This is a genomic window from Variovorax sp. P4_B11, assembly GCF_056402355.1.
On record NZ_JBFUHO010000019.1, the window covers coordinates 86,041 to 98,680 of the forward strand.

Genomic DNA, 12,640 nt, shown 5'->3' on the forward strand with positions numbered 1-12,640 from the left:
AGACTGCCGCCAACGGCTCACCATCGCAGCAGCCGGGGCCCGATCAGGGCACCGGCCACCACCGGCAGTGCGATGCCGGCCACGTACCAGATCGCGATGTAGGGCGCCGCCAGCTCGGGGCAATGGAAGGCGTAGACCATCGCGCCGGCACCACCGGCCAGCGCGCCGGCCGCCGCGCCCGCCAGCGCCGGCCGGGTCGGCGCCAGCCCCCTCAGCGCCCACAGCAAGCCCGCGAACATCGGCAGCGAAACCGCGGCGATGTCGAGGGCACAGGTGCGCCACGTTTGTCCCCAGACCAGCGCCGCACGGTCCTCCGCCGGCGCCGAGAGCAGCGCCAGCAAGGCCAGCACCCAGATCGCGAGCACCGGCGCCGCGAGCCCCAGCCAGGCGCCCCGCACCCGCGCGCCGGGACGCGCCAGCCGCTGCAAGACCACGAAGCCGGCCAGCGCGATGCCGGTGCCGAACAGCAGCCGGACCCAGAACATCGGCCAGAACATGGCCTCGATCAGGTCGCGCCGCACACCGTACGCCAGCAACATCCAGCCGAAGGACAGCGGCAGGCCGATCGCCAGCGCCACCAGCAACCGGCGCGACACCGCGCGCCGCGGCACCGGCACGGCGTCCGCGGCCAGCAGGGCCACCAGTTGATCGGTCTTCATCGCGCCTCCCTGATCTTCTGCGCCAGCGCCTTCAGGCCGCGATGGACGCCGACCTTGACCGCCGATTCCGACATGCCGGTGAGTCGCGCCGTCTCGGCCACCGACAGCCCTTCGAGCTTGGTGTGAACGATCGGCAGGCGGTGGCGGTCCGGCAGCGTGGCCAGCAGGCCGGCCAGGTCGCGCCGGGCGTCGCTGGCCTCGGTGTCCGACGCGGCGAACACCGCCAGTTCGTCGTCCAGCGGATCGTGCAGCGCCTCGCGGCCGGCGCGGGCGCGCAGCAGGTCGATCATCTTGTAGCGCGCGATCGCATGCACCCAGGCGGTCAGGGGCTGGTCGGGCTGGTAGGTGTGGCGCTGGTTGTGCATGGCAAGAAGGCATTCCTGGACCAGGTCCTCGACCTCGTCGGGCCAGCCGAACAGGCGCCGGCCCAGGAACGCGCGCAAGTGCGAGGCGAGTTGCTCCAGAAAGCTGCGATAGGCGGCGGCGTCGCCGTCGAGCCCGCGCACGAACAGCGCGTGCAGCCGCAGCTCCGCTTCGCTTTTCGCCACCGGGCTTTCCTTGCTCATTCGTGCGCCGGCAGCGACCGGTTACAGGCGCCGCCAAAAAAAGAAAACCGCCGGATTGTGCCGTGATGGCGAAGCCGGACCGCAGGCGGCGGCGCTTTACGGCAAAAGGCGTATGCGCCGGCTTGCCAGTTCCGGGAGCCATCGGTACATTGTGTTTTTTGAGGGCCCGCAATGTCCGTAGACACCGTTCCGATTCCGTCTTCCTCTTCCGATCCTGCCGTTTCCCCGCCCTCCCCCGCCGCCGCGCCGCCCGAGCCGGCTTCGCTCTCCCCGGTCCCGACATCTCCGCAGCGCAGCCATATCCGCCTGACCTCGCACGCCGGCGGTTTCGGCGCCCTGCCGATCCAATGGGGCGCCGCGACGGCGGCCGAGCGCGGCCCGGTGGTCGGTACCACCACCAAACGCGCGCATCGCAACGTCATCGGCACCCACAGCGGCTCCTACAGCGTGTACCGCGCACTGGCCGTGGCCGCCGGGGCACTCTCGCCGCACCACAAGGCCGACCTCACCAACACCTCGCCGACCGACGTCATCGGCCCCTACCCGCAGTGGAGCGAACCCGGCAAGATCGTCTCGCTCGATCCCTGGGGTGCGGTGGTGGCCGATGCCTTCGCCACCGAACTCGCGGCCGGCTACGACATTCGCCCGACCATCGCGATCACCAAGGCCCACGTGATCCTGCCCGAGGTGATCGAGGCCCTGCAGAGCGGCCGCCTGAAGGCCGACGGCAAGTTCCTGACCGCCGGCGGCGCCGCCATGGTCACCAAGGCGGCGATCGAGCCGGTCTGGTTCCTGCCCGCGGTGGCCCAGCGCTTCGGCTGCTCCGAGACGGAATTGCGCCGGGTCCTGTTCGAGGAAACCGGCGGCATGTACCCCGAGCTGGTCACGCGCTCCGACCTCGAGGTGTTCCTGCCGCCGATCGGCGGCCAGACGCTCTACATCTTCGGCAACGCCCGCGACCTCGCCAACCCCGAGGTCGAGCTCACCGCGCGGATCCACGACGAGTGCAACGGCTCGGACGTCTTCGGCTCCGACATCTGCACCTGCCGGCCCTACCTGACGCACGCCATCGAGGAGTGCATCCAGGGCGCGCAACGCGGCGGCGTCGGCCTGATCGCCTATTCGCGCAAGGAAGGCCGGGCGCTCGGCGAGGTCACCAAGTTCCTGGTCTACAACGCGCGCAAGCGCCAGGTCGGCGGCGACACCGCCGACCAGTATTTCGCCCGCACCGAGTGCGTGGCCGGCGTCCAGGACATGCGCTTCCAGGAGCTGATGCCCGACGTCTTCCACTGGCTCGGCATCCGCAAGATCCACCGCCTGGTGTCCATGAGCAACATGAAGTTCGACGCCATCACGGGTTCGGGCATCGAGATCGGCACCCGGGTCAACATCCCCGACGCGCTGATCCCGGCCGATGCCCGGGTCGAGATGGACGCCAAGATGGCGGCCGGCTATTTCACGCCCGGGGCAGTGCCGGACGCCGAGGAACTCAAGAAGGCCAAGGGCCGGGGGCTTGACCAATGAGCCGCCGCCCCAAGCAAGCTCGCTCCGCAGTGCAGAGCACGGAGGTCGCCTCATGAGCGGCAACAACTACGGGATGGACCCCGAGCGCCCGACCGCCAACCCCGCGGTGCGCAGCGCCGACGCCGAGGGCCATGTCGACCCGGCGCTCGAATTCGTCGGCGACACGGCCCATCCCGCCGGCGCCGCGGCCTTCCTGCGCACCACCCAGGCCGTGCGCAGCCGTGCCAGGGCGCTGCTGGCCCGGGCCCGCACCGGCGAATCCGAATGGTTCACGATCGGCGACGACGATGCCCTCGAGGACACGGCCCGCACGGTGGCCGAAGTCACGCGCGACCGCTACGCCTGGGGCCCGATCCCCTACCACAGCCGCTGGCGCCATTTCGAGGCCGGCGGCGTGAACCGGGTGGCTGCGCTCGACCAGTTGCTCGGCGACGTCGATGCCCCGCAACGCGCCCGTACGCACCTCGACCTGGTGCTGGTCAGCGTGCTGCTCGACGCCGGCGCCGGCCCCGACTGGCACTACTTCGAAGCCGGCAGCGGCCAGCGCTTCACGCGTTCCGAGGGCCTGGGCGTGGCCAGCTTCCACGCCTTCACGACCGGGCTGTTCTCGTCCGACCCCGACCGTCCGCTGCAGGCCGACGCCGCCGGCCTGCGCGCGCTGGTCACCGACCGGCTCGGCGACGCCTTCCAGGTCAGCAGCGTCAACCCGCTGGTCGGGCTGGCCGGCCGCGCCACGCTGCTGCGCCGGCTCGGAGAAGCCATGAGCGAGCGACCCGAAGTGTTCGGCGACGACGGCCGGCCCGGCGGATTGTTCGATGCGCTGGTCGGGCCCCACGGCCCCGCCGCGCCGCCGACCGCAGAGACCACCGCCCACGAGATCCTGTCGCTGCTGCTCGAATCGCTGTCGGGCATCTGGCCCGCCTCCAATGCCATCGACAGCATCGCGGCCGACGGCAGCGATGCGCCCGGCGCCCTCGGCTCGGGCGACCCGGCGCTGGCACTGGGCGACTGCTGGCGCCACAGCGCGGTGCGCGGACCCGGCCTCACCAACGGCTGGATGCCTTTCCACAAGCTGTCGCAATGGCTGACCTACTCCATGCTCGAGCCCTTCGAATGGGCTGGCGTCAAGGTGCGCCATGTCGAGGCGCTCACCGCCCTGCCCGAATACCGCAACGGCGGCCTGCTGATCGACAGCGGCCTGATCGTGCCGCGCAGCCCCGCGCTGCTCGAGCGTTCATGGAAGGTCGGCGACGAGTTCATCGTCGAGTGGCGCGCGTTGACCGTCGCGCTGCTCGACGAGGTCGCGGCGCGGGTGCGCAAGGTGATGGAGCGCAGCGAGGAAGAGATGCCCCTGGCCCGCGTGCTCGAGGGCGGCACCTGGGCTGCGGGCCGCGTCATGGCACAGCGTTTGCGTGACGGTGCACCCCCCCTGCGCATCGAGAGCGACGGCACGGTCTTCTAGACTTCACACCTTTCTTCACAACGACAAGAACGCATCCGCGCTTCCTCCACGCCATGAGCAACGTCCACCTCGTCGACCATCCCCTCGTCCAGCACAAACTCACGCTGATGCGCCGCAAGGAAGCCAGCACCAACAGCTTCCGGCGCCTTCTCAACGAGATCAGCATGCTGATGGCCTACGAGGTCACGCGCGACATGCCGATGCAGGACATCGAGATCGAGACCCCGCTCGAGACCATGCACGCCAAGGTGATCGACGGCAAGAAACTGGTGCTGGTGTCGATCCTGCGCGCCGGCACCGGCATCCTCGACGGCATGCTGAGCGTGGTGCCCGGCGCCCGCGTCGGCCACATCGGCCTGTACCGCGACCCGAAGACGCTGACCGCCGTCGAGTACTACTTCAAGATGCCCGGCGGCATGGAGGAGCGCGATGCGATCGTGGTCGACCCGATGCTGGCCACCGGCAACTCGGCGGTGGCAGCGGTCGAGCGGCTCAAGGAACTGAACCCGAAGTCGATCAAGTTCGTCTGCCTGCTGACCTGCCCCGAAGGCGTCAAGACCTTCCAGGAGGCGCATCCCGACGTGCCGATCTACACCGCCGCCATCGACCGCGAGCTCAACAGCCACGGCTACATCCTGCCGGGCCTGGGCGATGCGGGCGACCGCATCTTCGGGACCAAGTAGCTCGCCCCCAGGTTGCCCGGCACTTCGTGTCCGGGCGCCCACCCCCTGCCGGGGGCGACACCACCGGCCCGGCGAAGCCGGTTCCGCGGTGTCTCACGAACAAACGGGGAGCGTGTGGGCAGTCGGTTGTTTTCTTAACTCGAGGAGAAGTGCAGTGAACGTTCGCCGTCAAATGATCATCCGTTCGGTCGCCATTGCAGCCGCGCTTGCGGCGGGGGCGCCGGGGCTGGCGTTCGCGCAGGCCAAGCTGAAGGTGGCGGCGGTATACACCGTGCCCTTCGAGCAGCAATGGGTCGGGCGCATCCACAAGGCGCTGAAGGCGGCCGAGGCGCGCGGCGAGATCGAGTACACGGCGACCGAGAACGTCGCCAATGCCGACTACGAACGCGTGATGCGCGAGTACGCCACGGCCGGCAACCAGCTGATCCTCGGCGAGGTCTTCGGCGTCGAGGCGGCGGCGCGCAAGGTCGCCAAGGACTTTCCCAAGACGGCCTTCCTGATGGGCTCCTCGCTCAAGCCGCAGGCACCGAATTTCTCGGTCTTCGACAACTACATCCAGGAGCCGGCCTACCTGTCGGGCATGGTCGCGGGCGGCATGACCAAGACCCACAAGATCGGCATGGTCGGAGGCTTCCCGATCCCAGAGGTGAACCGCCTGATGAATGCCTTCATGGCCGGCGCCAGGGAAACCAATCCGAAGGTCGAGTTCAGCGTCAGCTTCATCAACAGCTGGTTCGATCCGCCGAAGGCCAAGGAAGCCGCCTTCGCGATGATCGACAAGGGCGCCGACGTGATGTACGCCGAGCGCTTCGGCGTCAGCGATGCGGCCAAGGAAAAGGGCAAGCTCGCGATCGGCAACGTGATCAACACCCAGGACAAGTACCCCGACACCGTGGTCGCGTCCGCGTTGTGGAACTTCGAGCCTTCGGCCGACCGCGCGATCAAGCTCGTGAAGGAAGGCAAGTTCGCGGCCGAGGACTACGGCCCCTATTCGATGATGAAGTACAAGGGCTCCGAACTCGCGCCGCTCGGCACCTTCGAGACCAAGGTGCCGGCCGATATCGTCGCCAAGGTCAAGGCCAAGCAGGCCGACATCCTCGCCGGCAAGACCACCATCAAGGTGGACGACAGCCAACCGAAGTCGACCGGGAAATGACGCTCACCCCCAGGTTGGCCCACTTCGTGTGGCCGCCCACCCCCTTGCAGGGGGCAACACCAGCGGCCCGGCAAAGCCGGTTCCGCGGTGTTTCCCGAATGAAGAGCCCGTTGTCTCGGAGTCTGTGTGTTTTGGCGCTCGGCGCAGCGCTGGCGGGCTGCGCGGCGGTCGCACCCGACACGCATTCGGGGAGGCTCGACGAGACCCCCCGGATGGCGGTGATCTCGGCCTTCCAGCCCGAACTCACGCTGCTGCAGGCCCGCCTGCAGGACCCGCGCAAGCACAGCGTCAACGGCGTCGAGTTCGGCACCGGCACGCTCGAAGGCCGGCCGGTGGTGCTGTTCCTGTCGGGGATCAGCATGACCAATGCGACGATGAACACGCAACTGGTGCTCGATCGCTTCAAGATCACGCACGTGGTGTTCAGCGGCATCGCCGGCGGCGTCAATCCGCAATTGCACATCGGCGACGTCACAGTGCCCGCGCAATGGGGCCAGTACCTCGAAGTGCTGATGGCGCGCGAATCCTCGCCGGGCCAGTACAGCGTGCCGGCCTGGATGAAGGACGCCACGCTGCCGGCCTTCGGCATGATGCATCCGCGGCCGGTCGAGGTGCGCTCGGCGGCGAATCCGTCGCTCTCGAAGAAGTTCTGGTTCGAAGCCGACCCGAAGATGCTCGAGGTGGCGCGCAGCATCCGCAACGTCGACCTGGCGGACTGCAAAGCGGCCAGGTGCCTGAGCCGCAAGCCGCAGCTGGTGGTCGGCGGCAATGGGGTCTCGGGGCAKGCCTTCATGGACAACAAGGCCTTGCGCAAATACACCTTCGAGACCTTCCAGGCCAACGTGCTCGACATGGAGACGGCCGCGGTCGGAATGGTCGCCTACAGCAACGGCGTGCCCTTCATCGCCTTCCGTTCGCTCAGCGACCTGGCGGGAGGCGGCGAGGGCGAGAACGAGATGGGCACCTTCATGGGCATCGCGGCCGACAACTCGGCCAAGGTGCTGCTGGCCTTCCTCTCGCGCTGGAAGTAGACCGCTTGTCCGCTGTTCTCGCGCTTCGCGGCATCACCAAGCGCTTCGGGACGCTGGTGGCCAACGACGCCATCTCGCTCGACCTGCAGGCCGGCGAGGTGCTCGCGCTGCTGGGCGAGAACGGCGCCGGCAAGTCGACGCTGATGTCGATCCTGTTCGGCCATTACGTGGCCGACGAAGGCAGCATCGAGGTGTTCGGCCAGCCGCTGGCGCCGGGCAATCCGAAGGCCGCGCTGGCCGCCGGCATCGGCATGGTGCACCAGCACTTCACGCTGGCCGACAACCTCAGCGTGCTCGACAACGTGATGATGGGCACCGAGCCGCTCTGGCAGCCCTTCTCGCGCCGCGGCGCAGCGCGCGCCAGGCTGCTGGACGTGGCGCAACGCTTCGGCCTGCCCGTGCAGCCGGAGGCGACGGTCGGCAGCCTGTCGGTCGGCGAGCGCCAGCGGGTCGAGATCCTCAAGGCGCTGGTCCGCGATGCGCGGATCCTGATCCTCGACGAGCCGACGGCGGTGCTGACGCCGCAGGAGAGCGAGGCACTGTTCGACACGCTGGGACAGATGGTGGCCCAGGGCCTGTCGATCATCTTCATCAGCCACAAGCTGCCCGAGGTGCTGCGCGTATCGCATCGCATCGTGGTGCTGCGCGGCGGCAAGCGCGTGGCCGAAGCCCGTGCCGGCGACACCACGCAGGCGCAGCTGGCGCTGTGGATGGTCGGCCATGCGATCGAGAACACGCTCCGGCGCCCGGCCCGACAGGTCGGCGATGCGGTCTGCGTGCTCGACCACGTGCGCACCGCGGGCAGCGGGAACGACCGCCTGCGGGACGTGAGCCTCACGCTCAGGGCCGGCGAGATCGTCGCGGTCGCAGGCGTTTCGGGCAACGGGCAGGTGGCGCTGGCCGAGTTGCTGAGCGGCACGCGGCGAGCCGTCGCGGGCACCGTCCGCCTGATGGGCCGCGAGCTGCCGCCTTCGCCGGCCCGGCTGGTTCAGCGCGGCGTGGCGCGCATCCCTGAAGACCGGCATGCGGTCGGGGTCGTCGGCGATCTGCCCGTGTGGGAGAACGCGGTGTCCGAACGCTTGCGCAGCCGGGCCTTCTCGCGCTGGCTCTGGGTCCGGCGCGGCGCCGCCAGGGCCCATGCACGCAGCGTCGAGACCGCCTACGACGTGCGCGGCGCCGGTCTCGATTCACCGGCCCGGACCCTCTCGGGCGGCAACATGCAGAAGCTGATCCTCGGCCGCGCGTTGATGGCGCCGGCATCGGCCGGCGCGCAGCAGCGGACGCCCCGGCTGATCATCGCCCACCAGCCGAGCTGGGGCCTGGACATCGGCGCCGTCGCCTATGTGCAGCAGCAGTTGATCGCGGCCCGCGACGCCGGTGCGGCGGTACTGCTGATCTCCGACGATCTCGACGAGGTACTGACCCTGGGCGACCGGGTCGCCGTGATGCATGGCGGCCAGCTCGGCGAACCACGGCCAGCCGCCGCCTGGACGCGCGAGGCGATCGGCCTGGCGATGGCGGGTTCATGAGCGCAGTCCCCGCGTGAGACTCGAACGTCGCCATCGCGCATCGCGCGCCGCGCTCGTGCTGGCGCCTGTCGGTGCCGTCGCCTTCACCCTGCTGGTCAGCGCCCTGCTCGTTCTCTGGGCCGGCGCGCCGGTCGGGCGCACCTACGCGCTGCTGCTGCAAGGCGGCTTCGGCTCGGTCTTCGCCTGGAGCGAAACCCTGACCCGGGCCGTCCCGCTGATCCTCACGGGCCTGGCCGCCACGGTCGCCTTCAAGGCCCGGCTCTTCAACATCGGCGCCGAGGGCCAGCTCTATGCCGGCGCGCTGGCCGCGGTGGCGGTCGGCGGCCTGCACGGCGGCGCCGGCTTCGCGCTGCCGACCTGGCTGCTGTTCCCGCTGACGATGGCGGCCGCGGCGCTGGCCGGCGCGCTGCTGCTGCTGGGCCCGGCGCTGATGAAGAACAGGCTCGGCGTCGACGAGGTCGTGACCACGCTGCTGATCAACTTCATCGTGCTGCTCGGCGTCTCGGCGATGCTCGACGGCCCCATGAAGGACCCGAGCGCGATGGGCTGGCCGCAGAGCGTCTCGCTGCAGTCGGAGCTCGAGCTCGCCAAGCTGGTCGCCCAGACGCGCATCCACACCGGCTTGCTGTGGGCCGGCGGCTTGGCCGTCCTGGTGTGGCTGCTGTTCAAGTACACCGTGATCGGCTTCGACATCCGCGCCGTCGGCGCGAACGCGCGCGCCGCCGCCTTCGCCGGCGTGCCGGTCACGCGCACCGTGGTGTGGGTCGCACTGCTGTCGGGCGCGCTGGCCGGCCTCGCCGGCGCGATCGAGGTCGCGGGGCGCACCAGCTACGTGACCCTCGACATGTCGCCGGGCTACGGCTACAGCGGCATCGTGATCGCCATGCTGGCCGGGCTGCATCCGCTCGGCGTGCTGGCCGCCGGCGTGTTCGTGGCCGGCGTGCTGGTCGGAGCCGACACCATGAGCCGCGCGATCGGCGTTCCGACCTACATCGCCGACGTGATCGTGGCGGCTTCGCTGATCGCGGTGCTGGTCGCCACCTTGCTGACCCAATACCGGGTGAGGAGATGAAACACCCCCGAAGCGCCTGCGGCGCCCCGAGTCGCTGCCAGAGGCAGCGGCTCTTCGGTTCCGTCCAAGCCTGCGCAGGCAGGCTTGGAGCCGCGGACCTCAGCCCCTCAAGTGGGGCGATACCGGCGGCCCGGCAAAGCCGGTTGCGCGGTATCCCTGGTATCGGACTGCGCCGGTTTCATGCGTCGCGGGTCACGCGATCACGTGGTGGAGCACTGAAATGAGCGACATCGCCGACATCCTGTCGAATGCGTCTTTCTGGGTCGCGGTGCTGCGCATCGCGACGCCGTTGATCTTCGGCACCTTGGGCGTGCTGCTGTGCGAGCGCGCCGGCGTGCTGAACCTCGGCATCGAGGGCATCATGGTCGCCGGCGCCTTCACCGGCTGGGTCGCGGTCTATGCCGGGGCACCGCTGTGGGTCGGGGTCGGGGTCGCCGCGCTCACGGGTGCCGTGTTCGGCCTGCTGCACGCGTTCCTGACGGTCGGCCTGGCGCTGTCCCAGCATGTGTCGGGGCTGGGCATCACGCTGCTCGCCACCGCGCTGAGCTCCTACGGCTACCGCGTGAGCTTCCCGAAGGTCAACACGCCGCCGACCGTCACGCCCTTCGCATCGATGGACTGGCTGCATGTCCCGGTGCTCGAGTCGCAGACACCCCTCACGCTGCTGGCCCTGCTGCTGGTCCCGCTGGTCGCCTGGGTGTTGTACCGGACGCCCGCCGGCCTGGCGGTGCGCATGGTCGGCGAGAACCCTCAGGCGGCCGAGGGCCAGGGCGTATCGGTCGCCGCCACGCGCACCGGCGCGATCGTCGCCGGCTCGGCGCTGATGGGCGTGGCCGGTTCCTTTCTCACGCTGTCCGCCTTCAACGCCTTCTTCTTCAACATGATCAACGGCCGCGGCTGGATCTGCGTGGCACTGGTGGTGTTCGCATCCTGGCGGCCCGGCAAGGCGCTGCTCGGCGCGCTGCTGTTCGCCTTCTTCGACGCGCTGCAATTGCGGCTGCAACAATCCGGCGATGCCGTCCTGCCCTATCAGCTCTACCTGATGCTGCCCTACCTGCTGTCGATCCTGGCGCTGGTGCTGGTGGCGCGCAAGGCGAGCTATCCGCAGGCACTGATGAAACCCTACCGAAAAGGAGAACGCTGATGCTCGACCTCCTGGTCCAGAACGCCTCGCTGCCCGACGGCCGCAGCGGCATGTCGATCGCGGTCGAGGGCGGCCGCATCACCGAAGTGACGGCCGGCCTGGCCGCGCCCGCCCACCAAACGCTCGATGCCGCCGACCTGCTCGTGGCGCCGCCCTTCGTCGATCCGCACTTCCACATGGACGCCACGCTGAGCTACGGCCTGCCGCGCGTCAACCAGAGCGGGACGCTGCTCGAAGGCATCGCGCTGTGGGGCGAACTCAAGCCGCTGCTCACGGCCGACGCCCTGATCGAGCGCGCGCTGGCCTACTGCGACTGGGCCGTGGCCAAGGGCCTGCTCGCGATCCGCAGCCATGTGGACACCAGCGAAGCCAGCCTCCTCGCGGTCGACGCGCTGCTGGAGGTCAAGCGCCTCGTCGCGCCCTATCTCGATCTGCAGCTGGTTGCCTTTCCCCAGGACGGCGTGCTGCGCTCGCCCGGCGGCGTCGACAACCTGAAGCGCGCGCTCGGCAAGGGCGTCGACGTGGTCGGCGGCATTCCGCACTTCGAGCGCACGATGGCCGATGGGGCGGCCAGCGTGAAGCTGCTCTGCGAAATCGCGGCCGAGCGCGGCAAGCTGGTCGACATGCACTGCGACGAGTCCGACGACCCGCTCTCGCGCCACATCGAGACCCTGGCCTTCGAGAGCCAGCGCCTCGGGCTGCAGGGCCGGGTCACGGGCTCGCACTGCACATCAATGCACTCGATGGACAACTACTACGTCAGCAAGCTGCTGCCGTTGATCGCCGAGAGCGGTGTTGCAGTGATCTCGAATCCGCTCATCAACATCACGCTGCAGGGCCGCCACGACAGCTACCCCAAGCGCCGCGGCATGACCCGCGTGCCCGAACTGATGGCCGCCGGCGTCAACGTCGCCTTCGGCCACGACTGCGTGATGGACCCGTGGTACGGAATGGGCTCGGGCGACATGCTGGAGGTCGCGCACATGGGCCTGCACGTGGCCCAGATGACCAGCCAGGCCGGGATCCGCGATTGCTTCGACGCCGTGACCGTCAACGCCGCCAAGCTGATGCACCTCGAAGGCTACGGGCTCGAGGCCGGCTGCGATGCGAGCTTCATGCTGCTGCAGGCACGCGACCCGGTGGAGGCGATCCGGCTGCGCGCCACCCGGCTCAAGGTCTACCGCAAGGGGCGCCTGCTGGCCGAGACACCGGCCGCGACCGCCGCGCTGCACCTGCCCGGGCGCGACGCAGAGACCCGCTGGATGCCGCCGCGCGCCTGAGCCGCCTGCATTCTCAGTCGAGCGGGGCGACGGCGCGCCACATGTGGACCTTCGAGAGAAAGGCGGTACCCAGCGCCACCGCGTAGGGCTCCACGCCGAAGACCGTGAAACCGCAGCGCTCGTAGAGCGATCGGGCCGCGCGGTTGCCTTCGGTCACGGTCAGTTGGACCAGCCGGACGCCGTCCCGGGCCGCGGCCAGCGCCAGCGCAGCCTCCACCAGCTGTCGTCCGAAACCGCCCTGGCGTGCCGGCGCCGCGACATACATGCCGAACAGCTGCGCCTTGTGGCGCGCCTTCTCCCGCCTTTCGAACTCCAGCCCGGCAGCCCCCACCAGCCGGTCGCCATCGAAGGCGCCGAGCACCACTTGCGCTGCCGTGGGCGACCCGTCGAGCCGGGCACCCCACCACGACAACGGGAGCGCCGCCCGCTCGGCCGCGCTCGACGTGAACGCATCCGGGTGCTGCGCATAGGCGGCCAGCATCAGCGCCCGGTAGGTTGCGGCGTCAGCAGGTTCAAGTCGCCGAATGGTCATCT

12 protein-coding genes are annotated in these 12,640 nt (G+C 69.5%); 9 read left to right on the forward strand and 3 right to left on the reverse strand.

Annotated features, from left to right (window positions below; translation table 11 throughout):
• Positions 1-17: 17 nt before the first annotated feature.
• Positions 18-659 (reverse strand): NrsF family protein, encoded by a 642-nt coding sequence (locus tag AC1DYD_RS18435; protein WP_478174190.1) that lies wholly within the window; start codon positions 657-659, stop codon positions 18-20.
• Entirely contained in the window at positions 656-1,225 is a 570-nt protein-coding gene (locus AC1DYD_RS18440) for a sigma-70 family RNA polymerase sigma factor (RefSeq protein ID WP_478174191.1), read from the reverse strand. The genes AC1DYD_RS18435 and AC1DYD_RS18440 overlap by 4 nt, the downstream gene beginning before the upstream one ends.
• A gap of 171 nt (positions 1,226-1,396) precedes the next feature.
• On the opposite strand from AC1DYD_RS18440, the gene AC1DYD_RS18445 reads away from it, so the two are divergent.
• From AC1DYD_RS18445 to AC1DYD_RS18485, 9 genes are all read left to right on the forward strand, one after another.
• Positions 1,397-2,749 carry a GTP cyclohydrolase II gene (locus tag AC1DYD_RS18445; protein ID WP_478174192.1) on the forward strand — a complete coding sequence of 451 codons (1,353 nt, stop codon included), beginning with the start codon at positions 1,397-1,399 and terminating at the stop codon, positions 2,747-2,749.
• Positions 2,750-2,822: 73 nt separating this feature from the next.
• Positions 2,823-4,211 carry a DUF1688 family protein gene (locus tag AC1DYD_RS18450; RefSeq protein WP_478174221.1) on the forward strand — a complete coding sequence of 463 codons (1,389 nt, stop codon included), beginning with the start codon at positions 2,823-2,825 and terminating at the stop codon, positions 4,209-4,211.
• Positions 4,212-4,264: 53 nt separating this feature from the next.
• Complete coding sequence (upp, locus tag AC1DYD_RS18455; protein WP_478174193.1) at positions 4,265-4,894, forward strand: uracil phosphoribosyltransferase; 630 nt, start codon at positions 4,265-4,267, stop codon at positions 4,892-4,894.
• Between the two features lie 172 nt (positions 4,895-5,066).
• Entirely contained in the window at positions 5,067-6,050 is a 984-nt protein-coding gene (locus tag AC1DYD_RS18460) for a BMP family protein (protein ID WP_478174222.1), read from the forward strand.
• A 98-nt stretch (positions 6,051-6,148) separates the two neighbouring features.
• Positions 6,149-7,081 carry a 5'-methylthioadenosine/S-adenosylhomocysteine nucleosidase gene (locus AC1DYD_RS18465; protein WP_478174194.1) on the forward strand — a complete coding sequence of 311 codons (933 nt, stop codon included), beginning with the start codon at positions 6,149-6,151 and terminating at the stop codon, positions 7,079-7,081.
• Positions 7,082-7,086: 5 nt separating this feature from the next.
• Positions 7,087-8,610 (forward strand): ABC transporter ATP-binding protein, encoded by a 1,524-nt coding sequence (locus AC1DYD_RS18470; protein ID WP_478174195.1) that lies wholly within the window; start codon positions 7,087-7,089, stop codon positions 8,608-8,610.
• Positions 8,611-8,623: 13 nt separating this feature from the next.
• Positions 8,624-9,682, forward strand: coding sequence for an ABC transporter permease (locus AC1DYD_RS18475; RefSeq protein WP_478174196.1), 1,059 nt, complete (start codon positions 8,624-8,626; stop codon positions 9,680-9,682).
• 220 nt (positions 9,683-9,902) lie between these two features.
• Positions 9,903-10,826, forward strand: coding sequence for an ABC transporter permease (locus AC1DYD_RS18480; RefSeq protein WP_478174197.1), 924 nt, complete (start codon positions 9,903-9,905; stop codon positions 10,824-10,826).
• Positions 10,826-12,106, forward strand: a complete 1,281-nt coding sequence (locus AC1DYD_RS18485) for an amidohydrolase family protein (RefSeq protein ID WP_478174198.1) — start codon at positions 10,826-10,828, stop codon at positions 12,104-12,106. Before AC1DYD_RS18480 ends, AC1DYD_RS18485 begins: the two co-directional genes overlap by 1 nt.
• A gap of 13 nt (positions 12,107-12,119) precedes the next feature.
• On the opposite strand, the gene AC1DYD_RS18490 is transcribed toward AC1DYD_RS18485, so the two are convergent.
• Positions 12,120-12,638: an N-acetyltransferase family protein gene (locus tag AC1DYD_RS18490; RefSeq protein WP_478174199.1), complete on the reverse strand. Its 519-nt coding sequence runs from the start codon at positions 12,636-12,638 to the stop codon at positions 12,120-12,122.
• Between the last annotated feature and the right edge of the window lie 2 nt (positions 12,639-12,640).